At 66.3% G+C, this 23,618-nt stretch carries 25 protein-coding genes; 18 read left to right on the plus strand and 7 right to left on the minus strand.

All coding sequences use genetic code 11. The features are described from left to right. Positions 1-20: 20 nt before the first annotated feature. Both ACZK2R_RS07220 and ACZK2R_RS07225 read left to right on the plus strand, forming a co-directional pair. Positions 21-944: an ABC transporter ATP-binding protein gene (locus ACZK2R_RS07220; protein ID WP_125893517.1), complete on the plus strand. Its 924-nt coding sequence runs from the start codon at positions 21-23 to the stop codon at positions 942-944. Next, a complete protein-coding gene (locus ACZK2R_RS07225) occupies positions 941-2,053 on the plus strand; it encodes an ABC transporter permease (RefSeq protein WP_049399908.1) in 1,113 nt (370 codons plus the stop codon). The genes ACZK2R_RS07220 and ACZK2R_RS07225 overlap by 4 nt, the downstream gene beginning before the upstream one ends. Before the next feature lie 79 nt (positions 2,054-2,132). Here the strand turns inward: ACZK2R_RS07225 and miaB are convergent, their stop codons facing one another. Next, a complete protein-coding gene (gene miaB, locus ACZK2R_RS07230) occupies positions 2,133-3,551 on the minus strand; it encodes a tRNA (N6-isopentenyl adenosine(37)-C2)-methylthiotransferase MiaB (protein WP_125893521.1) in 1,419 nt (472 codons plus the stop codon). A 199-nt stretch (positions 3,552-3,750) separates the two neighbouring features. Further along, positions 3,751-4,371, minus strand: coding sequence for a glutathione S-transferase family protein (locus ACZK2R_RS07235; RefSeq protein WP_012510589.1), 621 nt, complete (start codon positions 4,369-4,371; stop codon positions 3,751-3,753). Between the two features lie 80 nt (positions 4,372-4,451). Between ACZK2R_RS07235 and ACZK2R_RS07240 the strand changes: the two genes are divergently transcribed. The 7 genes from ACZK2R_RS07240 (at position 4,452) to ACZK2R_RS07270 (ending at position 10,540) form a co-directional block, all read left to right on the plus strand. Further along, complete coding sequence (locus tag ACZK2R_RS07240; RefSeq protein WP_180837468.1) at positions 4,452-5,420, plus strand: helix-turn-helix transcriptional regulator; 969 nt, start codon at positions 4,452-4,454, stop codon at positions 5,418-5,420. Positions 5,421-5,466: 46 nt separating this feature from the next. Further along, complete coding sequence (locus ACZK2R_RS07245; RefSeq protein WP_478487921.1) at positions 5,467-6,411, plus strand: lytic transglycosylase domain-containing protein; 945 nt, start codon at positions 5,467-5,469, stop codon at positions 6,409-6,411. Between the two features lie 200 nt (positions 6,412-6,611). Continuing rightward, positions 6,612-7,232 carry a ubiquinol-cytochrome c reductase iron-sulfur subunit gene (petA, locus tag ACZK2R_RS07250; protein WP_010486121.1) on the plus strand — a complete coding sequence of 207 codons (621 nt, stop codon included), beginning with the start codon at positions 6,612-6,614 and terminating at the stop codon, positions 7,230-7,232. Next, complete coding sequence (locus ACZK2R_RS07255; RefSeq protein WP_032128877.1) at positions 7,232-8,491, plus strand: cytochrome b; 1,260 nt, start codon at positions 7,232-7,234, stop codon at positions 8,489-8,491. The genes petA and ACZK2R_RS07255 overlap by 1 nt, the downstream gene beginning before the upstream one ends. Continuing rightward, entirely contained in the window at positions 8,484-9,233 is a 750-nt protein-coding gene (locus tag ACZK2R_RS07260; RefSeq protein ID WP_032128878.1) for a cytochrome c1, read from the plus strand. Before ACZK2R_RS07255 ends, ACZK2R_RS07260 begins: the two co-directional genes overlap by 8 nt. Positions 9,234-9,367: 134 nt before the next feature. Then, positions 9,368-10,003: a glutathione S-transferase N-terminal domain-containing protein gene (locus ACZK2R_RS07265; RefSeq protein WP_032128879.1), complete on the plus strand. Its 636-nt coding sequence runs from the start codon at positions 9,368-9,370 to the stop codon at positions 10,001-10,003. An 84-nt stretch (positions 10,004-10,087) separates the two neighbouring features. After that, positions 10,088-10,540, plus strand: a complete 453-nt coding sequence (locus ACZK2R_RS07270) for a ClpXP protease specificity-enhancing factor (RefSeq protein ID WP_019659028.1) — start codon at positions 10,088-10,090, stop codon at positions 10,538-10,540. 85 nt (positions 10,541-10,625) lie between these two features. Here the strand turns inward: ACZK2R_RS07270 and ACZK2R_RS07275 are convergent, their stop codons facing one another. From ACZK2R_RS07275 to ACZK2R_RS07290, 4 genes are all read right to left on the minus strand, one after another. Then, positions 10,626-10,976, minus strand: coding sequence for a DUF3301 domain-containing protein (locus ACZK2R_RS07275; RefSeq protein WP_049423257.1), 351 nt, complete (start codon positions 10,974-10,976; stop codon positions 10,626-10,628). Between the two features lie 67 nt (positions 10,977-11,043). Then, a complete protein-coding gene (locus tag ACZK2R_RS07280; RefSeq protein ID WP_180837470.1) occupies positions 11,044-12,045 on the minus strand; it encodes a DUF2272 domain-containing protein in 1,002 nt (333 codons plus the stop codon). A gap of 75 nt (positions 12,046-12,120) precedes the next feature. Beyond that, positions 12,121-12,972: a carboxylating nicotinate-nucleotide diphosphorylase gene (nadC, locus tag ACZK2R_RS07285; RefSeq protein ID WP_049463565.1), complete on the minus strand. Its 852-nt coding sequence runs from the start codon at positions 12,970-12,972 to the stop codon at positions 12,121-12,123. Then, positions 12,969-13,238: a Trm112 family protein gene (locus ACZK2R_RS07290; RefSeq protein ID WP_049455526.1), complete on the minus strand. Its 270-nt coding sequence runs from the start codon at positions 13,236-13,238 to the stop codon at positions 12,969-12,971. Before ACZK2R_RS07290 ends, nadC begins: the two co-directional genes overlap by 4 nt. Positions 13,239-13,296: 58 nt before the next feature. Here ACZK2R_RS07290 and purE point away from each other — a divergent pair, with 58 nt between their 5' ends. From purE to ACZK2R_RS07305, 3 genes are all read left to right on the plus strand, one after another. Further along, positions 13,297-13,800: a 5-(carboxyamino)imidazole ribonucleotide mutase gene (gene purE / locus ACZK2R_RS07295; RefSeq protein ID WP_005412808.1), complete on the plus strand. Its 504-nt coding sequence runs from the start codon at positions 13,297-13,299 to the stop codon at positions 13,798-13,800. Continuing rightward, positions 13,797-14,945, plus strand: coding sequence for a 5-(carboxyamino)imidazole ribonucleotide synthase (locus ACZK2R_RS07300; RefSeq protein ID WP_032128885.1), 1,149 nt, complete (start codon positions 13,797-13,799; stop codon positions 14,943-14,945). The genes purE and ACZK2R_RS07300 overlap by 4 nt, the downstream gene beginning before the upstream one ends. Positions 14,946-15,057: 112 nt before the next feature. After that, positions 15,058-15,399: a carboxymuconolactone decarboxylase family protein gene (locus tag ACZK2R_RS07305; protein ID WP_004152082.1), complete on the plus strand. Its 342-nt coding sequence runs from the start codon at positions 15,058-15,060 to the stop codon at positions 15,397-15,399. A 114-nt stretch (positions 15,400-15,513) separates the two neighbouring features. On the opposite strand, the gene ACZK2R_RS07310 is transcribed toward ACZK2R_RS07305, so the two are convergent. Further along, positions 15,514-16,092: a superoxide dismutase gene (locus ACZK2R_RS07310; protein WP_049423333.1), complete on the minus strand. Its 579-nt coding sequence runs from the start codon at positions 16,090-16,092 to the stop codon at positions 15,514-15,516. Positions 16,093-16,212: 120 nt separating this feature from the next. On the opposite strand from ACZK2R_RS07310, the gene grxD reads away from it, so the two are divergent. The 6 genes from grxD to pilV all read left to right on the plus strand — a co-directional run bounded on the left by grxD (position 16,213) and on the right by pilV (position 23,572). Then, positions 16,213-16,533: a Grx4 family monothiol glutaredoxin gene (gene grxD, locus ACZK2R_RS07315; RefSeq protein WP_005408852.1), complete on the plus strand. Its 321-nt coding sequence runs from the start codon at positions 16,213-16,215 to the stop codon at positions 16,531-16,533. After that, a complete protein-coding gene (locus tag ACZK2R_RS07320) occupies positions 16,530-17,306 on the plus strand; it encodes an SDR family NAD(P)-dependent oxidoreductase (RefSeq protein ID WP_049399918.1) in 777 nt (258 codons plus the stop codon). Before grxD ends, ACZK2R_RS07320 begins: the two co-directional genes overlap by 4 nt. 232 nt (positions 17,307-17,538) lie before the next feature. Beyond that, positions 17,539-20,787, plus strand: a complete 3,249-nt coding sequence (locus tag ACZK2R_RS07325; RefSeq protein WP_080355163.1) for a TonB-dependent receptor — start codon at positions 17,539-17,541, stop codon at positions 20,785-20,787. Positions 20,788-21,039: 252 nt separating this feature from the next. Continuing rightward, positions 21,040-22,428, plus strand: a complete 1,389-nt coding sequence (gene ppnN, locus ACZK2R_RS07330) for a nucleotide 5'-monophosphate nucleosidase PpnN (protein WP_010486098.1) — start codon at positions 21,040-21,042, stop codon at positions 22,426-22,428. 161 nt (positions 22,429-22,589) lie between these two features. Beyond that, on the plus strand, positions 22,590-23,108 hold the full coding sequence (locus ACZK2R_RS07335; protein ID WP_049412580.1) for a GspH/FimT family pseudopilin: 519 nt from the start codon (positions 22,590-22,592) through the stop codon (positions 23,106-23,108). Further along, complete coding sequence (gene pilV, locus ACZK2R_RS07340) at positions 23,105-23,572, plus strand: type IV pilus modification protein PilV (RefSeq protein ID WP_180837471.1); 468 nt, start codon at positions 23,105-23,107, stop codon at positions 23,570-23,572. The genes ACZK2R_RS07335 and pilV overlap by 4 nt, the downstream gene beginning before the upstream one ends. Positions 23,573-23,618: the final 46 nt, after the last annotated feature.

Consider the following 23,618-nt stretch of genomic DNA (forward strand, 5'->3'; position numbering starts at 1 on the left):
ACACCGGTGCGGACATCGCGGTGCATGCGCAGGGCCTGACCCGCCGCTTCGGCGAGCTGCTGGCCGTGGACAACGTCGACCTGACCGTACCGCGCGGACAGGTATACGGTTTTCTGGGCCCGAACGGGTCTGGCAAGTCGACCACCATCCGCATGCTGTGCGGCCTGCTGGAACCCAGCGCAGGGCAGATCGAGGTGCTGGGGTTGGCGGTGCCGGAGCAGGCAGAGGCGCTGCGCCGGCGCATCGGCTACATGACCCAGCGCTTCTCGCTGTACGAAGACCTGTCGGTGCGCGAGAACCTGGAGTTCCTCGCCGCTATCCAGGACCTGCCGCGTGCGCAGGCCCGGCAGCGGATCAAGGCGCTGCTGCAGCAATACCGGCTGCAGGACCGCCAGCCACAACTGGCTGGCACGCTCAGTGGTGGCCAGAAGCAGCGCCTGGCCCTGGCCGGTGCCGTGGTGCATTCGCCCGAACTGCTGTTCCTGGACGAGCCGACCAGTGCGGTCGATCCCGAATCGCGCCGCGATTTCTGGGAAGCCCTGTTCGAGCTGGCCGATGCCGGCACGACGGTGCTGGTGTCGACCCACTACATGGACGAGGCCGAGCGTTGCCACCGGCTGGCGATCCTCGATCGAGGCGCGCTGGTCGCCGACGGCACGCCGGCCGAACTGTGTGCACGGCTGGACGGCCGCACGCTGCAGGTCACCTCGACGCAGCCGCGCCAGGCCAGCCGCGCACTGTCTGAGCTGCCCGGCGTGCTGAGCGTGGCGCAGATCGGCACCCAGCTGCGGGTATTGTGCAGCGAGGATGTCGCGGACGCCGCCGCATTGCGGCGCGCGCTGGCCAGCGCCGATCCGCAGGCCCGCATCGAGGCGGTGGCACCGAACCTGGAAGACGTGTTCGTGGCGGCCACCCGCGGCCGTGGCCGGGAGCCGGCGGCATGAACCTGCGCCGCCTGTGGGCGATCATGCTCAAGGAGCTGCGGCAGCTGCGCCGCGACCGCATCACGCTGGCGATGATCGTCGGCATTCCGGTGATGCAGCTGCTGCTGTTCGGCTACGCGATCAATCTCAACCTGCGCCATCTCAACGCCGGTGTCGCCGACCAGGCCAACAGCGCGGCGTCACGCGCGCTGGTGCAGGACATGGTCGCCACCGGCGTGATCACGCCGCGCAGCGAGGCGTACACGCCCGATCAACTGATGCAGGCGCTGCGCCGTGGCGAAATCAGTGTCGGCATCGTGGTGCCGGCCGACTTCGAGCGTCGTCGCTTCGATGGACGCGAGGCGGTGCAGGTGCTGGTCGATGGCAGCGACACCGTGGTGCAGAGCGCGGCGATCCAGCTGGCGCAGGTGCCGCTGGATACGCGCCCGACCAGCAACACGCGGCCGCTGCGCGAAGGCAGCATCGCTGGTGGTCCGATCAGCGTGACCAGCTTCTACAACCCGCAGCGGCGTTCGGCGGTGAACATCGTGCCGGGCCTGATCGGGGTGATCCTGACCATGACCCTGGTGATGTTCACGGCCGTAGCGGTGGTGCGCGAACGCGAGCGCGGCAACATGGAACTGCTGATCGCCACACCGGTGTCGCGCAGCGAACTGATGGTCGGCAAGGTGCTGCCCTATGCGGCCATCGGTCTGCTGCAGACCACGCTGGTATTGGTGCTGGGCACCTGGCTGTTCCAGGTGCCGATCCGCGGCAGCCTGCTGGACATCTATCTGGCCGCGGTGCTGCTGGTGCTGGCCAACCTGGCGCTGGGCCTGCTGATCTCAACGCGCGCGCGCTCGCAGTTCCAGGCGATGCAGATGACGTTGTTCCTGTTCCTGCCGTCGATCCTGCTGTCGGGCTTCATGTTCCCGTTCGCCGGCATGCCACGGCCGGTGCAGTGGCTGGCCGAAGTGCTGCCGCTGACCCACTTCCTGCGCCTGGTGCGCGGCATCATGCTGCGCGGCGCCTCGCTGTGGGAGCTGTGGCACGATGCACTGGCGCTGCTGGCCTTCATCGTGGTGATGATGACCCTGGCGATCCTGCGCTTCCGCAAACGGTTGGATTAGGGCATGCCATCCGGTAGTGCCGGCCGCTGGCCGGCATCAACTCCGGTGGGTGCCGACCGTTGGTCGGCACACCCTAACCTTATTCCGCCACCACGCGCGCGCGCAGCGAATTGGTCAGCGCTTCGGTGATCACCACGTCCACGAACTGGCCGATCAATCGTGCCGGCGCCGGGAAGTTCACCGAACGCATGTTCTCGGTCTTGCCGGTCAGCTCGTTCGGGTTCTTGCGCGAAGGGCCTTCCACCAGCACGGTCTGCACGGTACCGACCATCTTCTCGGAGATGCCGGCGGCATGCGCATTGATGCGTTCCTGCAGGCGCGACAGGCGCGCGTGCTTCTCGGCATCGCTGATCGTGTCCTCCAGATCCGCAGCCGGTGTACCCGGGCGACGCGAATAGATGAAGGAGAAGCTGTGGTCGAAGCCGATGTCCTCGATCAGCTTCATGGTCTTCTCGAAGTCGGCATCGGTCTCGCCGGGGAAACCGACGATGAAGTCCGAGCTGATCGAGATGTCCGGGCGCACCGCGCGCAGCTTGCGGATCTTCGACTTGAATTCCAGTGCGGTGTAGCCACGCTTCATCGCCGACAGCACGCGGTCGCTGCCTGCTTGTACCGGCAGGTGCAGGAAGTTGGCCAGCTGCGGCACGTCGCGGAACGCGTCGATCAGCGAATCGCTGAACTCCAGCGGATGCGAGGTGGTGAAGCGGATGCGGCCGACGCCATCGATCTCGGCGATGGTGCGGATCAGCAGGCCGAGGTCGGCGAACTCGCCGTCCCCATAGGGCCCACGGTAGGCGTTGACGTTCTGGCCGAGCAGGTTGATCTCACGCACGCCCTGTGCAGCCAGCTGCGCCACCTCCACCACCACGTCCTCGAACGGGCGGCTGACTTCGGTACCGCGGGTGTAGGGCACCACGCAGAACGAGCAGTACTTGGAACAACCTTCCATGATCGAGACGAAGGCCGAAGCACCTTCGGCGCGTGGCTCGGGCAGGCGGTCGAACTTCTCGATCTCAGGGAAGCTGATGTCCACCTGCGGGCGCTTCTGCTCGCGCCGTGCACGGATCAATTCCGGCAGGCGGTGCAGGGTCTGCGGGCCGAACACCAGGTCGACGAACGGCGCGCGCTTGATGATTGCCTCGCCTTCCTGCGAAGCGACGCAGCCGCCCACGCCGATGATGACCTCGCGGCCCTTGTTCTTCAGGCTCTTCCATACGCCCAGCTGGCTGAATACCTTCTCCTGCGCTTTCTCGCGGATGGAGCAGGTATTGACCAGGATGACGTCGGCGTCGTCCGGGCTGTCGGTCAGTTCCAGCCCATCGCTGGCGGCAAGCACGTCGGCCATCTTGGCCGAGTCGTACTCGTTCATCTGGCAACCGTGGGTCTTGATGTACAGCTTGCCTTTCACCTGGTCGGGCTTGCGCGGACCGGCGGGCAGGGCAACGAGCGGGGTACCGCCCGGCGTGGCGGGCGGAAAGACGTCTGGCGTCCCGGTCATGGCGCTTAATCCATTCGGGTGGCGGGAAAGCGGGCAATTCTACCCGCATCCCAGCGCGCGCGCCGGCCCAGTAGAGCCAGGCCATGCCTGGCTGCTTTCCGTCCCGCAGGCACGGCGGGCGGGTCATGCACGCATGGCGTGGATCTACTGGAATTCCGGGTCCCCCCCGGTAGCGCCCGGCCGCGCCCGTCGGCATGCCTCAGGCCGCTGCCAGCTCCGCATCGATCTGCCGCGAACGGTCGAAAGCGGTCATCGCACTCATCCGTGCAATGTAATCAGCCGTTGCCGGCGCCGGCTGCACCAGGCCAAAGGCGGTGGTCCAGGCCAGCGCATTGCCCCACAGCACGTCGGCGGCGCTCATCGTCTCGCCGAGCAGGTACGGCCCCTGCGCCAGCTGGGCTTCGATCACCTGCAGCACCGTCTCCGCGTCGTTGTAGGGCGACATCAGGCGCGGCGGCGGCTCGCGATGCATCGCCTTGTCGATCATCGCCGGCTCGAAACAGGCGCCGTAGAAGGCCATCCAGCGCAGGTAGGGGCCGCGCAGGGCGTCGCCGATCGGCGGGGCCAGCCCGGCTTCCGGGTACAGGTCGGCCAGGTACAGGTAAATCGCCACCTGCTCGGTCACCAGTGCGCCGTTGTGGACGATGGCCGGCACCTTGCCCATCGGGTTGATGGCCAGGTAGGCCGGGGCCAGGTTGGCGCCGGCCTTCAGGTCCAGCACCTGCATGCGGTAGTCGGCACCCAGCGCTTCGAGCAGGGCCACGGCGCCGCTCGAGCGTGAACGGGCGGCGTGGTACAGGGTGATCTGGCGGGATGTCATGGCATTGCTCCTTGCGGTGGGTGGTGAACTGGAGCTCATCCTGGGGCACTATTGCGGACGACTTCTGTCCTCGATCCTTCATGCGCCATACCGCCCATCGACTGTTGCGCCTGATCGCCCTGCTGCAGGCCCGCCGCCAGTGGTCCGGGGCCGAACTGGCCGAGCGCATGGGTGTGGACCGGCGCAGCATCCGCCGTGACATCGAGCGCCTGCGCGAGCTGGGTTACCCGGTACAGGCCTCGGCCGGCGTTGGTGGCGGCTACCAGCTGGGGTCCGGCGCGCCGGTGTTGCCGATGCTGCTGGACGAGGAGGAGGCGACCACCCTGGCCATCGCGCTGCGTGCGGCCTCGGCCACCGTCGCCGGGATCGACGACACCGCGCGTGGCCTGCTGTCCAAGCTCGACCCGCTGGTGCCGGCCCGCCGTCGCCAGCAGGCAGGCGAGGTGCATGCAGCGACGGCTACCCTGTCCGATCTTCCGTCAACCGATGCACGCCTGCTGGGCCGGCTGGCCCTGCATTGCCGGCAGGCGGCGCGGCTGGCCTTCGAGTACCGCAGTGCGCAGGACGCGGTGACCCAGCGCGAGGTCGAGGCCCAGCATCTGGTCAATTACGGGCGGCGCTGGTACCTGCTGGCCTGGGATCTGGGCCGCCAGGACTGGCGCACCCTGCGCGTGGACCGGATGGGCGCGGTACGCGAATGCTCCGAGCCGGGCATGCACCGACGCACCCCGGCACCGCCGGATGTAATGGTGCGGCAGGCAGTCAGCCAGGCCCCGTTCGCGCTGCAGGCGATCCTGCGCCTGGCCGGCAGCCGCGCCGAGCTGGAAGGGCGCATTCCGCCCTGGTGCGGGGTGCTGGAGGCGGACGGCGCCGAGCACTGCCTGCTGCGCATGGGTGCTGAGAGCCGGGGCATGATGCTGGCGCAGATCCTGAGCCTGGACCGCGTGCCGGTGGCGCTGTGGACCACGCCGCCAGGCCTGCGCGACGAACTGGCCCAGCGCCTGGCCGGGCTGGGCCAGGTGCTGGCTGTGCCGCCGGTCACAGGCTGAGCCACATCGCTTGGCAAGCCCCGGCGAAGCTGGGACACTCGCCGCCATGAAGGGGATACTGGGGACAACGGCGATCATCATCGCTGCGCTGACCGCTGCGCTGACCGCTGCGCCGGCCAGCGCCGGAACCCTGTACAAGTGCCAGGGCCCTGACGGCGTCACCAGTTATGTGAGCAAGCGGGTGGCGGGTGCGCGCTGCAGTACCATCAGCTACAGCCGCGACCCCCGTCCGGCGCCGCGCCCGGTGGTGGCCGCGCCAAGGCCGACGCCGACCGCAGTGGCCAGCATCGAACGCAATCCGGTGGCCGTTGCCGCCAGCGCCGCAACGCCGGCAACGGTCGCACCTGCGTCCGTACCCGCATCCGCACCCGCAGCTGCTCCAGCACAGCCGGTCGCCCTGCGCGCCGGACGCATGGTCAGCGGCCAGGTCTATTCCTTCATGAAGGACGGCGTGCGCCACTACACCAGTGCGCGCCCGACCCAGGTCGCCAATCTCGGCCCGGTGCGGACCATCCGCTACAGTTTCATGGAGCGCTGCTACGCGTGCGGGGTCAATCCACGCGTGGACTTCGGCACCGTGCGCCTGAACACCTCGGCCTTCCAGGCCGAGATCACCTCGGCCGCGCGCGAGTTCGGCGTGGAAGAGGCTGTGGTGCGCGCGATCATCCACGCCGAGTCGGCCTACAACCCGACCGCGCTCAGCCGCGCGGGTGCGCAGGGCCTGATGCAGCTGATGCCGCCAACCGCCGCGCGCTTCGGGGTCAGTGATTCCTACGATGCCGGGCAGAACATCCGTGGCGGCGTGCAGTATCTTGCGTGGTTGTTGAAGCGCTTCAATGGCGATCTGACCCTTGCCGCAGCTGGCTACAACGCTGGCGAAGGCGCGGTCGACCGCCACGGTGGCGTACCGCCCTACAGCGAAACCCAGTACTACGTGCGCCGGGTCGGGCAGCTGGCCGAGCGTTACCGCACCGCATTGACGCACCAGTAGTGCCGGCCGCTGGCCGGCAACCCCTGGGCAATGGCCGGTACCGACCGGCCGCTGGCCGGCAACCCCGCAATCAATGTTGTTGCAATGCGTTGTGTGGCGCGCGACGGTTCCGCTACACTCGACCGTGATTCAATGCGGCTCTGGCCCCCACCGGATCCGCTGGCAGCCTTAAAGCTACCTAATCAATATCGGAGTGCCGGATGGCCAACGATGGGGTACACGATCCAGTCAACACCGGACGTCGGCGTTTTCTTTCTGCCACCACAGCCGTGGTGGGCGCCGTCGGCGTCGGATTCACCGCAGTTCCTTTCATCAAATCCTGGAACCCCAGTGCCCGCGCCAAGCTTGCCGGCGCACCGGTGGTGGCCGACATCAGCGCCCTGCAGGAAGGCCAACGCCTGATCGTGGAATGGCGTGGCCAGCCGATCTGGATCGTCAAACGGTCCAAGGCGATCCTCGATGCGCTGCACGGGCTGGACGGCCGTCTCAAGGACCCCGAGTCCGGCGAGAAGGACCAGCAGCCGGAGTACGTGCTGAAGCAGAACCCCGAGCTGCGCTCGATCAAGCCGGACATCTCCGTGCTGGTCGGCCTGTGCACGCACCTGGGCTGCTCGCCGGAAATGGTCGCCGAGATCCGGCCTGAACCCTACGACCCGCAGTGGAAGGGCGGTTACTTCTGCCCCTGCCACAAGTCGCGCTTCGACATGTCCGGCCGCGTCTTCAAGGACGTGCCGGCGCCGATCAACCTGAAGGTGCCCGCGCACCACTACCAGGACGACAACACCATCATCATCGGTGTCGATCCGCAGGGGGCTGCCTGATGGCCAATATCCTCAGCCGTACCGCCAGCGGCGTGGCCGACTGGGTCAATGCCCGGGCACCGGGCCTGATGCCGGTGTACCGCAAGCACGTCAGCGAGTACTACGCGCCGAAGAACTTCAACATCTGGTACTACTTCGGTTCGCTGGCGCTGCTGGTGCTGGTCAACCAGATCGTCACCGGCATCTTCCTGACGATGCACTACAAGACCAACGCCGCCGAGGCGTTCGGTTCCATCGAATACATCATGCGCGATGTGGAGTGGGGCTGGCTGATCCGCTACATGCACTCCACCGGGGCCTCGCTGTTCTTCATCGTGGTCTACCTGCACATGTTCCGCGGCCTGCTGTACGGCAGTTACCAGAAGCCGCGCGAGCTGGTGTGGATCCTGGGCATGCTGATCTACCTGGTGCTGATGGCCGAAGCGTTCATGGGCTACGTGCTGCCGTGGGGCCAGATGTCGTTCTGGGGCGCCAAGGTGATCATCTCGCTGTTCGGCGCCATACCGGTGATCGGCAACGGCCTGACCGAGTGGATCATGGGCGACTACCTGCCCAGTGACGCCACGCTCAACCGCTTCTTCGCGCTGCATGTCATCGCTTTGCCGCTGGTGCTGTTGCTGCTGGTGGTGCTGCACCTGGGCGCGCTGCACGAAGTGGGGTCGAACAACCCAGACGGCGTGGAGATCAAGAAGGGGCCGAAGGGCAACCGCTGGTCGCCGAACGCGCCGGCCGACGGCATCCCGTTCCACCCGTACTACACGCTCAAGGACGGTGTCGGCGCCGGCTTCCTGCTGATCATCGCCGCCTTCATCATCTTCTTCGCGCCCGGTTTCGGCGGCCTGTTCCTGGAGCACGACAACTTCACCGAGGCCAACCGCCTGGTGACCCCGGAGCACATCAAGCCGGTCTGGTACTACACGCCGTACTACGCGATGTTGCGCGTGGTGCCGAACAAGCTGGGCGGCGTGCTCGTGATGTTCTCGGCCATCGCGATCCTGTTCCTGGTGCCGTGGCTGGACAAGGCGAAGGTGAAATCGGTGCGCTACCGCGGCTGGATCTCGAAGGTGATGCTGGGCGTACTGGCGGTGTGCTTCGTCTGGCTGGGCGTGATCGGTTCCGGCCCAGGCACCGACGTGCACGAGACCTACATCGGGCGGGTGCTGACCTTCCTGTACTTCGCGTTCTTCATCACCATGCCGCTATGGACAAGGTTGGACAGGACCAAGCCGGTACCGGAGAGGGTGACCACCCATGACTGAACGCTGGATGGTCCGGCTGGCCCTGACGGCCGCCTTGATGCTGGGCAGTTTCCTGGCCTCCGCCGCCGAGGGCGGCACCAAGCTGCTGCAGGCCGGCAACGATCTCGGTGACCGCGCCTCGCTGCAGCGCGGCGCGCAGCTGTACATGAACTACTGCTCCGGCTGCCATGCGCTGAAGTACCTGCGCTATTCGCGGATGGCGCAGGATCTGGGCCTGACCGAGGAAGAGGTGATGAACAACCTCAACTTCACCGGCTCGGCGATCGGTGACCCGATTCCGGTGGCGATGCCCAAGGAGAATGCCGAGAAGTGGTTCGGCAAGATGCCGCCGGACCTCAGCCTGATCGCGCGCGTGCGCGGTAGTGACTGGGTCTACACCTACCTCAAGTCGTTCTACCTGGACAGCAGCCGGCCGCTGGGCTGGAACAACGCGCTGTTCGCCAACGCGTCCATGCCCAACCCGCTGTGGGAAATGCAGGGCCTGCAGCATGCCGTGCATGGCAAGCCGGAGGCGCCGGGCATGGACCCGCCGGTGACCGGCCTGCGCCTGGAAACGCCAGGCAACGTCGATGCCGGACAGTACGACCAGGCCGTGCGTGACATCACCAACTTCCTCGAATACGCCGGCGAACCGGCCGCGCTCAAGCGCCAGCAGCTGGGCGTGTGGGTGATCCTGTTCCTGGCCCTGCTGACCTTCCTGCTGTACCTGCTGAAGAAGGAATACTGGAAGGACGTTCACTGAATCTGCCGCCGACCATCACACGGGCCTATTGGCTTTTGTGATGGTCGGTTGCACACTCGGGGAGGAGTCGATCGCTGGCACGGTGCCGGCGGCGCCGATGCGGCAGGCGGTCTCCTGTCGTGGGAGAGCCTTTGATGGCGGCGAGCGTACGCATGCGCAATACACTGACGCTGTTTTCCTCGAACGACGACGTACTGTGCCACCGTGTACGCCTGGTCCTGGCGGCCAAGGGTGTGACCTTCGACTTTGTTCCGGTCGATCCACAGAACCCGCCTGAAGACCTGATCGACCTCAATCCGTACCACTCGGTGCCGACCCTGGTCGAACGCGAACTGGTGCTTTACGCCGCGTCGGTGGTCAGCGAATACCTCGATGAGCGCTACCCGCATCCGCCGCTGATGCCGGTCGATCCGCTGTCGCGTGCCCGCATCCGATTGGCCATGCTGCGCATCGAGCACGACTGGGTGCCGCAGGTGCAGGCCATCCAGCTGGGCAACAAGACCCAGGCCGAGGCCGGTCGCAAGCGCCTGAAAGAACTGCTGACGGCCTCGTTGCCACTGTTCAAGGCCAGCAAGTTCTTCCTCAACCCGGAAATGAGCCTGGCCGACTGCGCGATGGCGCCGATCATCTGGCGCCTGCAGTCGCTGGATGTGCCGCTGCCGAAGGACGGCAAGGCGATTGAAGACTACGGCAACCGCATCTTCCGCCATCCGGGTTTTGTCCGCAGCCTGACCGACCAGGAAAAGAAGCTGCGCGATCTGCCGGGCTGATCCCGTCTTGCTTTACCCGTCTGCACGCCGACCGGCGTGCAGACGATCTGCCCCGGCGGGGCGCCGGGCGCGTACACTTCACGCATGACCGAAGACTTCTTCCACATGACCAGCCACCGCCCGTACCTGCTGCGGGCGCTGGTGGAATGGATCAACGACAACCAGCTGACTCCGCACATCCTGGTCGACGCCGGCGTCCCCGGCGTGCAGGTCCCGCCTTCGGCGGTCAAGGATGGCCGGGTTGTGCTCAACATCGCCGAACGCGCTGTCGTGCGGCTGATGATCGACAACGAGATGGTGAGCTTCTCGGCGCGCTTCTCCGGCACCAGCTACCCGGTGCAGGTGCCGATCAGCGCCGTGCTGGCCGTCTACGCCCGCGAGACCGGGCAGGGCATGGCACTGCCGGATGACATTCCGGGCAGCGAAACTGCGCCGACCAGCGACGAACTGCTGCACGAGGAAGGCACGCCGCCGGACGATACCCCGCCGGCCAGTCCGCCGCCCAAGGGTCGCCCGAACCTGCGCGTGGTCAAGTAATCCCTCTGACGCCGCCCCGATGGGCGGCGTTTTCCTTTACAGGATTTACCGGCGGGTGCCGACCGTTGGTCGGCACTCAAAGCCCTTAGACATCCTCGGCATCCTCCGCATCCGGCCGGATCTGGCTGATCCGCGCCGCGCCCGGGCCAGTGAACGAGATCAACTGGTCGCCGCGCAGCACCATGCGGCCCACGTGGCGATCGATGCCATCGTAGGAATACTCGAACTTGAACGTGCGCTCGAAACCGAGCCGGCCATCCTCGCCGCGCGACAGGCGCAGGCCGGTGGCATGCACCGCCTGGTCCAGCCATTGCACGTCGGCTGCGCGGCAGGCATTGCGTCCCAGCTCGACCGCGCGCTCGGCGGCCGAACGCGCAGCGTTCCAGAAGAAGTAGATGATTCCGCCGGCAATCAGCAACAGCAGCAGGGTGGGCATGGCGTCAGCCGTCAGAGGTCGATTCCGCAAAGATGGCGGCGAACGTGCGCTGGATCAAGCGCTGGATTCACCGCCGCGGCTGCGGTTCGCTGGATACCGGTTGCGCGGGCACGATGACCGGTTGCGGTGTCGGGGCGGGCTGCATCGGCGTCGCAGTGGGAGAGGGCATCACCAGCGGTGATGTGGCGATCAACTGCAGCAGCGCTGCCCAGTCCTGCCGGTTGAAGCTGCATTCGTCCTCGCGGCCCGGCGTGCAGCTGGGGTCGATGCCGGTGCTGTTGCGTTCGCGCGCGGGCGGCAGCTTGATCAGCCCGGTGCGGTCCAGCGGCAGCAACCGCATCGCCACGGTGTTCATCACGTTGCCACCGACCAGGTACAGGGTCTGGTCGCCGCCAAGATTGGCCGCTACCACCACTTCGCAATGTGATTTCCAGTGGCCCACCGAGCCATTGCCCAGTGCCTGCACCAGCCCGCTGTAGCTGAGCGTGGTGCTGCGGTCGCGCAGGAAGCACAGCAGGTCGCCCGGTGCGGGTTTTGCGGACGCGGGATCGACCAACCGGTACGGCACGCCCGAGGGGCCGCCCTGGTACGCGCCACGGATGTAGTCGATGTGGCGTGGCGAGGTGTTGAAGCCAGGAACGCCGGACTGCACCATCACCCAGGAAATGAACGCGGCTGACCACGGGTTGTCGACCAGGAAGGCGCGGCAGTCGCTGTCGGTGTAGCGCGTACCCAGCGGTGCCAGGCAGCTGCTGGCGCCGGCGATGCTGCCCATTGCGTTGAGCGTGCCGCTGTTGCGCCAGTAGCCGGCCACGCGCTGCCAGGCGATCAGGCCGTTGTCGGCCAGGTGATCGCTTTCGGCCTCGGTGACACTGAGGCTGGCGGCGCGGCCATCGCGATCAATGAAGGGCCGGAACCACAGCCGGTGCTCGTTGCAGGCGGTATTGCGGATGGCCACCGCCAACGGGCTCAGGCCGAAGCGGGGCGGCACATCGCAGGCTTCGGCGGCCGCTGCGGACAAGGGGGCTGCGGCCAGCAGCAGGCAGGCAGGCAAGAGCATCCGGCGCATGCGCGGCTCCTGTGGGGGATGACCGCAGCGTCGCAGCGCTGTCGTGAACGCCGGGTGTGAGAACCGGGTCAGGCCTCAGCCCGGCGGCGGGCCCAGCTTCAGCGACAGATCAATCGCCTGCACGTGCTTTGTCAGGCCGCCAATGGAGATGCAGTCCACGCCGTCCTCGGCGATCGAACGCAGGCCACCCAGGCCCACGCTGCCGGACACTTCCAGCGGAATGCGGCCCGCCGTGATGCGCACCGCCTCGCGGCGCAGGTCGGGGCTGAAGTCATCCAGCAGGATGCGTTCGCAACCAGCTTCCAGCGCCTGGCGCAGCTGCGCAAGATCCTCGACCTCGACCACCAGCGGCAACCCAGGCCATTGCCGGCGTGCGGCAGCCACGGCTGCGGCCAGTGAACCGGCAGCGCGGATGTGGTTTTCCTTCAGCATCACCGTGTCGTACAGGCCGAAACGATGGTTCTCTCCACCGCCGCAGCGCACCGCGTACTTCTGCGCCAGGCGCAGGCCGGGCAGGGTCTTGCGGGTGTCGAGGATGCGCGTGCCGGTGCCGGCCACGGCCGCCACGTAGCGCGCGGTGGTCGTGGCGGTGCCGGACAGCGTCTGCAGGAAGTTCAGCGAAGTGCGCTCGGCGCTCACCAGGCTGCGGCTGCGCCCGTGCAGCAGCGCCAGTACGGTGCCGGCGGTGACCGTGTCGCCCTCGGAGACATGCCATTCGATGCGCACGTCCGGGTCGAGCGCGCGATGGGTGGCGTCGAACCAGGGGCGGCCGGCGATCACCCCGTCCTGCTTGCACAGCAGGTAGGCGCTGTCGGCCTGGTCGGGCAGCAGGGCGGCGGTGACGTCGCCGCTGCCCAGGTCCTCGGCCAGCGCACGCGCGACATCGGCGGCGACAACGGCCGCATCCGGCGTCGGCAGCGCGCTCATGCGGCCGGGAAGTCGGCGATCTGGGCGGTCGAGATGGCTTCCTCGGCCAGCAGCACCGGGATGCCGTCGTCAACGCGGAACACCTGCTTGCGGTCGCGGGTGACCAGCGCTTCGCGCAGCGGCTGCGCCAGCGGGTTGCCATCGGCCTTGTTCACCGCGCCGGCGGAAATGGCCTTGTTGAGGGCTTCCAGGCCCTTGCCATCCAGCAGGGACAGGGGCTGGCGGGTGTCCGGCGACACCAGCAGGTCGAGCAGCTTGCGATCCATGGTTCTTCGTCTTGCGTGGAAGATGGCTAGAATACGTCTTTAAGGCAGGTGACGGCCAATGACCCCCAACCCGATCGCGCCGCTTGTCGGCATCGTCATGGGTTCCCGTTCCGACTGGGAAACCATGCAGCACGCCGCCCAGAAGCTTGAAGCTCTGGGTGTTCCGTTCGAAGTGAAGGTAGTGTCCGCGCATCGGACGCCGGATGTGTTGTTCAGTTACGCCGAGCAGGCGGGCCCGCGTGGCCTGCGCGCGATCATCGCCGGTGCCGGCGGGGCCGCGCACCTGCCGGGCATGATCGCCGCCAAGACCGCCGTGCCGGTGCTGGGCGTGCCGGTGCAGTCCAAGGCCCTCAACGGCATGGATTCGCTGCTGTCGATCGTGCAGATGCCGGCCGGCATCCCGGTCGCCACCTTCGCCATCGGCAATGCCGGCGCCTCCAACGCCGCGCTGTTCGCCGCCGCAATGCTGGCCAGTGACCAGCCGGCGATCGGCCAGGCGCTCGACGCGTTCCGCGCACGCCAGACCGAAGACGTGATGGCCCACGACGATCCACGCCAATGAGCCTGACCGTAGGCATCCTGGGTGGCGGCCAGCTCGCCCGCATGATGGTACTGGCCGGTGCGCCGCTGGGATTGCGCTTCGAACTGTACGACCCCGCAGCCGACGCCTGCAGCGGCCCGCTGGCGCCGCTCACCGTCGGTGCCTTCGATGACCGTCAGGCGCTGGCGGATTTCGCGGCCAAGGTCGACGTGGTCACGTTCGATTTCGAGAACGTGCCGGCCGACAGCGCGCAGTTCCTGGCCGACCGCGTGCCGGTCTACCCGCCGCCGGCCGCACTGGCCGTGGCCCAGGACCGGTTGAGCGAGAAGACCTTGTTCCAGCAGCTGGGCATTCCGCTGCCGGCCTTCGCTGACATCCGCAGCCGTGACGAGTTGGCGGCGAAGGCTGCCGAGTTCGGTCTGCCGTGCATCCTCAAGACCCGCCGCCTCGGTTACGACGGCAAGGGTCAGTTCCGCCTGCGCAGCGAGGCCGACATCGATGCCGCATGGGATGCGCTGGGTGCGCAGGTCGAGCGTACTGGTCTGATCCTGGAGGGCTTCGTGGCCTTCCAGCGGGAGGTCAGCGTGGTTGCCGTGCGTGGCCGCGATGGCAGCTTCGAGGCCTGGCCGGTCACCGGCAACTGGCACGTCGACGGCGTGCTGTCGGCCAGCGTGGCGCCGGCCGTGTTGTCGGCCGCCGAGCACGAGGCCGCGATCGGCTATGCCCGTCGCGTCGCCGAGCACCTGCAGTATGTCGGCGTGTTCGCGCTGGAGCTGTTCTGCCGCGATGGCGAGCTGTTGGCCAACGAGATGGCGCCGCGCGTGCACAACTCCGGCCACTGGACCATCGAAGGCAGCGAGACCTCGCAGTTCGAGAATCACCTGCGCGCCGTGCTGGGCCTGCCCCTGGGCAGCACCCGCATGCTCGGCCATGCCTGCATGCTGAACTGGCTGGGCGCGATGCCGGACCCGGCGCCGGTGCTGGCCCAGGCCAGCGGCCACTGGCACGACTACGGCAAGGAGCCGCGTGAGGGCCGCAAGGTCGGTCATGCCACGCTGCGCGATGATGCTGCTGATGCACTGGCCGATGCACTGGACCAGGTGGGTCTGGAGCTGGGTCGCCAGGCCCAGGTGGCGCCGGCGGTACACGCGCTGCGCAACCGCTGAACCCGGTAGTGCCGGCCGCTGGCCGGCAATGCAACGATGTGGCGCGCCGGTGCAGGCATCGGCGCAACATTCCCGGTGGTAGCGTGGAGCTCCTTTCACAGGAGTCACGACCATGCTCGACTGGAATGCCTACCGCAAGGAACTGAAGGGCCGCATCGGCGAGATCGGCAAGCTCTCGCCGGATACGGTCAAGGGCTATGCCACCCTGGCCAATGCCGGCGCGCAGACCAACCACCTGGATGCCAAGACCCGCGAGCTGATCGCGCTGGCCGTGGCAGTGACCACCCGCTGCGACGGCTGCATTACCGTGCATGTGGATGCAGCGCTGAAGCACGGCGCCAGCCGCGAGGAAATCGCCGAGGCGCTGGGCGTGGCAGTGTCGCTCAATGCAGGCGCCGCACTGGTGTACTCGGCACGGGTGATGGACGCGGTGGCCGCGCACGAGAGCGCGTGAAGCTCCGTACTGTTTCCCGGTAGTGCCGGCCGCTGGCGGGCGGATCGGGTATGCTCGTGCGCGTATGGGGATGCCGGCCAGCGGCCGGCACTACCCCGTGGCGGAGCCGCTGCCTCAGCGCAGCTGGCTTTCGGCGAATTCCCAGTTGACCATCTGCCAGAACGCGTCCAAGTAGCGCGCGCGATCATTCTGGTAGTCGGTGTAGTAAGCGTGCTCCCATACGTCGCAGCACAGGAGCGGGGTGCTTTCGCCGGTCAATGGCGTGCCGGCGTTGCGGGTGGCCTGCAGGCCCAGCTGCCCGCCCGGATGCTGCACCAGCCACACCCAGCCCGAGCCGAACAGGCCCAGTGCGGTGCGGTTGAATTCCTCGCGCAGGCGCTGCACGTCGCCGAACTGGCGCTTGACCAGCTCGCCCAGCCGCCCCTGCGGCTCACCGCCGCCGCGCGGGCGCAGGCACTGCCAGTAGAAGCCATGGTTCCAGGCCTGTGCGGCGGCATCGAACAGCGTGCCCTGGGCGTGGCGGACGATCTCTTCCAGTGACGCTTCCTCCCACTCGGTGCCGAGGATGCCGGCGTTGACGGCATCCACGTAGGCGCGATGGTGGCGGCCGTGATGCAGTTCCACGGTCTGTGCGGACAGGTGCGGCTGCAGGGAGCCGGGAAGGTAGGGCAGGGCAGGCAATTCGACAGGCATGGACAGGTTCGTGGCCAGGGGGCGGCGGCAGCCGGTTCCATCCGCTTACAATGGCGGCTACCGTGGGCAGTCTAGCCGACCATCACGGTCGGTTTGTCCGGCGAAGCAAGGAGTGTGGTTGTGGCGGTAATGCAGCAAATCCAGGCCGAGGTCGATCGTTACCCGCTCGTGCTGTTCATGAAGGGCACCCCGCAATACCCGATGTGCGGCTTCTCCAGCCGCGCCGTACAGGCATTGATGGCGGCCGGCGCGGTCACCCTGCGCACCGTCAACGTGCTGGAAGAGCCCGAGATCCGCGCCAACCTGCCGCGCTTTTCCAACCTGCCGACCTTCCCGCAGCTGTTCATCAACGGTGAATTGATCGGCGGCTGTGACATCGTGCTGGAGCTGTTCGAAGCCGGCGAGCTCAAGCGCATCGTCGAAGAGGCGACCCAGGGATGAGTGCCTGGCCATCGACGTCACCGACCGACGGGGCGCTCGATGGCCGCCCGTTGCAGGATCGCGTGGTACTGGTCGCCGGTGCCGGTGGTGGGCTGGGCAGTGCTGCGGCAGTGGCTGCTGCAGCCGCTGGGGCCACCGTGGTCCTGCTGGGCCGCAAGCCGCGGCGCCTGGACCGTGTCTACGCCCAGGTCCAGGCGGTCGGCCCGGAACCCCTGCTGTACCCGTTGGACCTGGAAGGCGCAGGCCCCGACGACTATGCCGAGCTGGCCCAGGCCCTGCAGCGCGAGCTGGGGCGGCTGGACGGCCTGCTGGTCTGTGCCGCCCACTTCCCGGGCCTGACCCCGTTCGAGCTGGCTGACCCAGCCAGTTTCGCCCGCGCGGTGCACGTTACCTTGACCGCGCCGGCCTGGCTGGCCCAGGCCTGCCTGCCACTGCTGCGGCAGCGCGAAGATGCGGCGCTGGTGTTTGCGGTCGATGCCCCCGACCGGGTCGGGCAGGCTTACTGGGGCGGTTACGGTGTGGCCCAGCATGGCCTGCGTGGCCTGATCGCCAGCCTGCACGACGAACTCGGCCGCAGCCCGGTACGGGTCAGTGGCCTGTACCCCGGCCCGCTGCGCACAGCCCTGCGGGCCCGGGCGTATTCCGTCGACCAGGACCCGGCCGCCCAAGGCCCGGAGGCCGCCGCCGCTGCGGCCGTGACCCTGTTGTCCGGTGCTGGCGCCACCTGGCGCGGCCGGATTCTCGATGCCAGCGGGGCGTCCCCGGCCGAGTGAGTGCTAGGGAAAGGCGGAGTGAAGAACCCGTCACGATTGCGTTGCGATCGGGTGCCGTTTGTCGCACAACCGTCACATTGATGGCGTAGCGTGTTAATCTAGTGTTAACCGTTGTGGCTTCCTTCAGCCAAGCGGTAGGGAACCCCAGATAAATGTCCGACCAGCCACCCGCAGGGCTGTTTGGATGCGCTTTTTTTCCGCCATCGCCAACTCGCATCGAGGCTACCGAAAAATGACCCACCCACTCCGGATGTCCAAGCTCACCCTTGGTCTCGTGGCTGCGCTCGCCGCCGCTCCCGCCTTCGCCCAGAGCACCTCTGCCGGTGTCGGCGGCCAGGTGATGTCCTCTGCAGGCCAGCCTGTCGCTGGCGCTGAAGTCACCATCACCCACACCGAGTCGGGCACCGTTTCGCGTGCCACCACCGACGCGTCGGGTCGTTACAACGCGCGCGGCCTGCGCGTGGGTGGCCCGTACACCATCACCATCACCAAGTCCGGTGAAGGCACCAAGACCGAAGAAGGTGTCTACCTGAACCTGAACCAGGTCAACACGGTCAACGCCAGCCTCGGCGGCGATCTGGCCGCCACCAACCTGGACGCCGTGAACGTTGTCGCCACCGCCGGCGGCCTGGACCTGTTCAGCGCCACCAAGATGGGCAGCGGCACCAACGTGACGCGCGAAACGATGGACGCGCTGCCGTCGGCCAACCGCAACATCCAGGACTACATCCGCCTGGATCCGCGCATCTCGCAGGTCAGCAAGGCTGACGGCGCGATCTCGGCCGGTGGCCAGAACACCCGTTACAACGCCATCCGCATCGACGGCATCAGCGCCTCCGATCCGTTCGGCCTGGGCTCCAACAACCTGCCGACCGAGCGTCAGCCGGTGTCGATGGACGCCATCCAGGAAATCAACATTGACCTGGCCAACTACGACACCACCATCGCTGGTGGTACGGGTGCGGTGATCAACGCCGTGACCAAGTCGGGTACCAATGAATTCCACGGCACCGTGTACGGTTCGTACCGCGACAAGGACATGGTCCGTTCGCGCCTGGAAGGTGACAAGCAGGACTTTAACGGCTTCAAGGACGAGAAGACCTACGGCATGACCTTCGGCGGCCCGATCGTCAAGGACAAGCTGTTCTTCTTCACCAACTACGAAAAGTACGAGCGTAGCGGTGGCGGTGTCAGCCTTGGCGAAAGCCCCTACAACAAGGCTGGCGGCATCAGTGATGCTGATATCGCCCGCGTCCAGAAGCGCATGTCCGATCTTGGCTATCAGGTCGGCGGCGTCGGTGCGCTGAACAACAAGACCGAGATCGAAGAGTACGCGGTCAAGCTGGACTGGAACATCAACGAGAACCACCGTGCGGCCCTGCGCTACAACAAGATGAAGCAGGACGTGGTGCGTTTCCCGAAGGTCAGCAACAGCGAAATTTCGCTGAGTGACTTCTGGTACACCCAGCCGACCGAGTATGAGACCTGGATGGGTGAACTGTTCAGTGACTGGTCCGAGAACTTCTCGACCGAGTTCAAGGTCTCGCACAAGGACTACTCGTCCAACCGCGTTGCCGCTTCGCACCTGCCGCAGATCCGCGTCCGCTTCGACAACAACAATTCGCTGTACCTGGGTACCGAGCAGAACACCCACACCAACCTGGTGGAGTCGAAGGAACTGAGCGCCTTCGGTGCCGGTACCTGGTATGTCGGTGACCACACCGTCAAGTTCGGCTTTGACTACACCGACAACGACCTGATGAACTTCTACGGTCGCAACCTGTACGGCGCGTATGAGTTCGCCAACCTGGCTGCGTTTGAAGCCGGCACCCCGTCCGCGTACCAGGTGCGCGTGCCGCGTGCTGGTGGCAGCCTGGATGACATTCCGGCGAAGTTCCACCTGAAGAACACGGGTCTGTTCATCCAGGATACCTGGGCGATCAACTACAACCTGAGCCTGATGTTCGGTGTCCGCGTTGACATGCCGGACTTCAGCACCCAGCGCCTGTACAACCCGCGCATCGAGCAGCTGTACGGCTTCAACAACACCAAGCTGGTCGACAAGAAGCTGTTCCAGCCGCGCGTCGGCTTCAACTACACCTTCGATAGCGACCGTCCGACCCAGCTGCGCGGTGGCGTGGGCCTGTTCGGCGGTGCTGCCCCGAACGTGTGGCTGGCGGGTGCCTACCAGAACACCGGCCTGAACTACGCCGAGTACAACCTGACCCGCAATCCGGGTGGTTTCAGCTTCGATGCTGACAATCCGTTCATCCCGGACCCGTCGCTTGCTTCGGCACGTCAGAACGTCGACCTGATCGCTCCCGGTACCCGCCTGCCGTCGGTCTGGAAGGCCAACCTGGCCTTCGATCACGAACTGCCGTGGTACGGCATCGTGGCGTCGGCCGAGCTGCTGGTCACCAAGGTCAAGGATGGTCTGTACTTCGATCGTCTGGACGTCATGACCCCGAACGCCAACCGCTCGGTTGGTCAGGACGGTCGTGCGCTGTACTGGAACGACTACGGCATGAACGGTGCCAATGCTGGCTCGAACGGCATGCAGGCTGGCCAGAAGAACGGTCGTGCCTGCTCGGCCACCGATCAGACCTGCCCGAGTGACCGTGTCAACCGTCCGAGCGATATCGGCGACGTGATCCTGCTGCGCAACACCGACAAGGGTCGTGGTTCCCAGGCTACGTTCTCGCTGGCCAAGCCGCTGACCGAGAACTGGGGCTGGTCGCTGGGTTATACCTACACTCAGGCGAAGGAAGTGAGCCCGCTGTCCAGCTCGCAGAACACCTCGAACTGGAACAACACGCTGAGCCTGAACGCCAACGACAACGTTGCGTACAACTCGCGCTATGCGATCAAGGACCGCATCACCGGTACCCTGGAGTGGAAGCACAACTTCTTCGGTGACAATGCCACCCGCGTCGGCCTGTTCTATGAAGGCCGTTCGGGTCGTCCGTACAGCTACGTGTTCTATAACGACGTGAACGGCGACGGCGCAGGCACCAACGATCTGTTCTACGTGCCGAAGGGCCCGGGTGACGTGATCTTCACCGGCGGCGCCGACATGGAGAAGAAGTTCTTCGAATGGCTGGCGCAGAATCCGGAGCTTGATGCCTACCGTGGCAGCGTGGTCCCGGCCAACGCGCACCGCGCCAAGTGGGTCAACAGCTTCGATGTCCGCATCAGCCAGGAGTTCCCGGGCTTTGCGAAGACCCACAAGGGCGAGATCGCGCTGGACATCATGAATGTCGGCAATCTGCTCAACAAGAAGTGGGGTCTGATCGACGATTACGGCTTCTACGCCACCCGTCGCGTTGCCAACTACTCGGGTATCGACCCGGCTACCGGCAAGTACCTGTACAACTTCACCGGCCGTACCGACAACTCGTCGATCCAGGAAAACAACAACGACAAGGGCAACACCGCCGTGTCGCGCTGGTCGATGCAGCTGACCGTGAAGTACAAGTTCTGATCCGTCAGAGCCTGAAGCAGTAAGTGGAAACGGCCGGGGAAACCCGGCCGTTTTCCGTTCATGCGAAAGTCCTTGCAGGTCATCTGACATCGGCGTAGCATCCGGAAATGTGCGCGGTGCCAACGCCGCCGATGCGGTCCCGGAAAGGCGAACGCGGGAAGCACACATCCAACGGTCGGGCTTCCCGGCCGTTTTGCTTTTTAAGGGGGCGGCAGTACAGTCGGAAACCTTGAAGGAAGCGAAAAATTGGACATGACCACGAACGAAAAATCAGCCCGTGCACTGCCGGTGCAGGATGCGCGGATCTACCCGCGCGGTGGGCTGGATGTGCTGTCGCGGGCCGAAGTGGCCCGCCTGCGCGATGCGTCTGCCGGCGGTATGCACGAGCTGCTGCGCCGCTGCGCGCTGGCCGTGCTGACCAGCGGAAGCGCCTCTGACGATCCGCGCGCGGCGCGCGATCTGTATCCCGATTTCGACATCCAGGTGGCGCAGCAGGATCGCGGCGTGCGCATCGACCTGGTCAATGCACCGGCGATGGCCTTCGTCGATGGCGAGATCATCCGCGGCGTCGCCGAACTGCTGTTCGCCGTGGTGCGTGACCTGGCCTACATGGCCATCGAGATGGGCCCGGCCTACGCGGCCGAGCTGGAGTCGTCCGAGGGCATCACCAACGCGGTGTTCGGCCTGCTGCGCAATGCGCGCATCCTCAACCCGGGCGACCCGAACCTGGTCGTGTGCTGGGGTGGCCATTCGATCTCGCGCGACGAGTACCTGTACACCAAGCAGGTGGGTTATGAGCTGGGCCTGCGCGGCCTGGACATCTGCACCGGCTGCGGTCCAGGCGCGATGAAGGGCCCGATGAAGGGCGCCACCATTGCCCACGCCAAGCAGCGCCGCACCGTGACGCGCTACATCGGCCTGACCGAGCCGGGCATCATCGCGGCCGAGTCGCCGAACCCGATCGTCAACCACCTGGTGATCATGCCGGACATCGAGAAGCGCCTTGAGGCCTTCGTCCGCATCGGCCACGGCATCATCGTGTTCGCCGGTGGCGTCGGCACCGCCGAGGAAATCCTGTACCTGCTCGGCATCCTGCTGCGCGAGGAAAACAAGGACCTGCCGTTCCCGCTGATCCTGACCGGCCCGACGGTGGCAGCGCCGTACTTCGAGCAGATCGATCGCTTCATCCGCCTGACCCTGGGCGATGCAGCCGCCGAGCGCTACGAGATCGTCATCGGCGACCCGGTGGCGGTGGCAAAGAAGATGGCCAACGGCATCAAGCGCGTGCGTGAGCACCGCCTGGCACAGAAGGACTCGTTCTTCTTCAACTGGTCGATCGAGATTCCGTGGGAGTACCAGCAGCCGTTCGTGCCGACCCACGAGGCAATGGCCGCGCTGGACCTGCACCACGGGCGTGCCCCGCACGCGCTGGCGGCCGACCTGCGCCGGGCGTTCTCGGGCATCGTTGCCGGCAACGTGAAGGAAGACGGCATGCGCCGCATCGAGCAGTTCGGGCCGTTCCAGATCCATGGTGACCCGGACATGATGCAGGCCCTGGACGCGCTGCTGCGCGCCTTCGTCGAACAGCGCCGGATGAAGATCTCCGGCGAATACCAGCCCTGCTACCAGGTGCTGGCCTGAGCCTGCGCCGGCGCGATGGGGATCGCGCCGGGACAGGCAGGGGAGGGCGGGCCGTCAAGGCGTTGACGCCCGTCGCCCCGGAATGACCGTTCATCCTGCCGCCGCTTGCCGGTGGCAGGGCGATGGCCCATCGTGGCCATCAACACGCTGGGGAGCGTCCAATGTCTTTGCGCCGGCAAAACGGCTTTACGCTGGTTGAGTTGATGGTCACGATCATGGTCCTGGCCGTGCTCGCCACGATCGCCTTTCCCAGTTTCCAGGGCACCCTGCGATCCAATCGCATCGCTACCGCGAGCAACGAGTTGATCGCTTCACTCGCATTGGCCCGCAGCGAGGCGGTAAAGAATCGTCGTGGTGCGGGTGTCTGTGCGTCGTCTGCGGGCAGTACATGTGATGGCAAAAGCTGGGCTGACGGCTGGCTGGTCTGGGCGGACACCAATGGAGATGGTGCGCTGAGCGCTGGGGAGACCGTGCTCCGCTACAGCGCCGGTCGGCCGGGTCTGACTACGGCGGGTACGCCGGATCTGTCCGTGGGTTTTGACCCACGTGGTCGCAACCGCGCGAATGCATCGCTGGACCTGACCCTGCGCCCGGACACCTGCGGCAAGCAACCGCTGCAACGAACGTTGCGCATTTCGCCGACCGGACAGGTCCGGCTGTTGAAGGAGGATTGCAAGTGAGGCCGTCCCGATCCCATTCCCCGCGCGGCGTGCAAGGGGGCTTCAGTCTGATCGAAGTGCTGATCGCCATTCTCGTGCTTGGCGTTGGCCTGCTCGGTTTCGCGCTGATGCAGACCATGAACGTACGCTTCGTCCAAAGTGCCAACTACCGCACCCAGGCGACCAATCTGACCTACGAGATGCTGGACCAGCTGCGGGTGAATCGGAAGATGGCGCCGGTCTATGTCGGCGACTATACCGCCACCACGTCCAGCAAGAACTGCTTACCTCCCACCGGCAAGGACATCAGCAAAGACGCCTTCACCCTGGATTGGAGGTGCCGCCTGGGCAAGGCGCTGGGCGACGGCGCTACGGGGAAAGTAACCCGGAACGGTGATCAGTACTCGGTCAGCGTGAGCTGGGGGGATGAGCGCTGGAATGCCGATGCCGGTGACACCACGTTCACTGCCAGGAGCGGCTTGTGATGCGCGCCTCATGCTCTTCATCCCGACACATGTCGGGTCTTTCCAT

Source organism: Stenotrophomonas sp. 96582_Sma, from assembly GCF_056480905.1.

Excerpts from the sequence above, each read along its gene's own strand:
- ACZK2R_RS07225 (WP_049399908.1), top strand. The coding sequence starts at position 941 with ATGAACCTGCGCCGCCTGTGGGCGATCATGCTCAAGGAGCTGCGGCAG.
- miaB (WP_125893521.1), bottom strand. The coding sequence starts at position 3,551 with ATGACCGGGACGCCAGACGTCTTTCCGCCCGCCACGCCGGGCGGTACC.
- ACZK2R_RS07235 (WP_012510589.1), bottom strand. The coding sequence starts at position 4,371 with ATGACATCCCGCCAGATCACCCTGTACCACGCCGCCCGTTCACGCTCG.
- ACZK2R_RS07240 (WP_180837468.1), top strand. The coding sequence starts at position 4,452 with ATGCGCCATACCGCCCATCGACTGTTGCGCCTGATCGCCCTGCTGCAG.
- ACZK2R_RS07245 (WP_478487921.1), top strand. The coding sequence starts at position 5,467 with ATGAAGGGGATACTGGGGACAACGGCGATCATCATCGCTGCGCTGACC.
- petA (WP_010486121.1), top strand. The coding sequence starts at position 6,612 with ATGGCCAACGATGGGGTACACGATCCAGTCAACACCGGACGTCGGCGT.
- ACZK2R_RS07255 (WP_032128877.1), top strand. The coding sequence starts at position 7,232 with ATGGCCAATATCCTCAGCCGTACCGCCAGCGGCGTGGCCGACTGGGTC.
- ACZK2R_RS07260 (WP_032128878.1), top strand. The coding sequence starts at position 8,484 with ATGACTGAACGCTGGATGGTCCGGCTGGCCCTGACGGCCGCCTTGATG.
- ACZK2R_RS07265 (WP_032128879.1), top strand. The coding sequence starts at position 9,368 with ATGGCGGCGAGCGTACGCATGCGCAATACACTGACGCTGTTTTCCTCG.
- ACZK2R_RS07270 (WP_019659028.1), top strand. The coding sequence starts at position 10,088 with ATGACCGAAGACTTCTTCCACATGACCAGCCACCGCCCGTACCTGCTG.
- ACZK2R_RS07275 (WP_049423257.1), bottom strand. The coding sequence starts at position 10,976 with ATGCCCACCCTGCTGCTGTTGCTGATTGCCGGCGGAATCATCTACTTC.
- ACZK2R_RS07280 (WP_180837470.1), bottom strand. The coding sequence starts at position 12,045 with ATGCGCCGGATGCTCTTGCCTGCCTGCCTGCTGCTGGCCGCAGCCCCC.
- nadC (WP_049463565.1), bottom strand. The coding sequence starts at position 12,972 with ATGAGCGCGCTGCCGACGCCGGATGCGGCCGTTGTCGCCGCCGATGTC.
- ACZK2R_RS07290 (WP_049455526.1), bottom strand. The coding sequence starts at position 13,238 with ATGGATCGCAAGCTGCTCGACCTGCTGGTGTCGCCGGACACCCGCCAG.
- purE (WP_005412808.1), top strand. The coding sequence starts at position 13,297 with ATGACCCCCAACCCGATCGCGCCGCTTGTCGGCATCGTCATGGGTTCC.
- ACZK2R_RS07300 (WP_032128885.1), top strand. The coding sequence starts at position 13,797 with ATGAGCCTGACCGTAGGCATCCTGGGTGGCGGCCAGCTCGCCCGCATG.
- ACZK2R_RS07305 (WP_004152082.1), top strand. The coding sequence starts at position 15,058 with ATGCTCGACTGGAATGCCTACCGCAAGGAACTGAAGGGCCGCATCGGC.
- ACZK2R_RS07310 (WP_049423333.1), bottom strand. The coding sequence starts at position 16,092 with ATGCCTGTCGAATTGCCTGCCCTGCCCTACCTTCCCGGCTCCCTGCAG.
- ACZK2R_RS07320 (WP_049399918.1), top strand. The coding sequence starts at position 16,530 with ATGAGTGCCTGGCCATCGACGTCACCGACCGACGGGGCGCTCGATGGC.
- ACZK2R_RS07325 (WP_080355163.1), top strand. The coding sequence starts at position 17,539 with ATGACCCACCCACTCCGGATGTCCAAGCTCACCCTTGGTCTCGTGGCT.
- ppnN (WP_010486098.1), top strand. The coding sequence starts at position 21,040 with ATGACCACGAACGAAAAATCAGCCCGTGCACTGCCGGTGCAGGATGCG.
- ACZK2R_RS07335 (WP_049412580.1), top strand. The coding sequence starts at position 22,590 with ATGTCTTTGCGCCGGCAAAACGGCTTTACGCTGGTTGAGTTGATGGTC.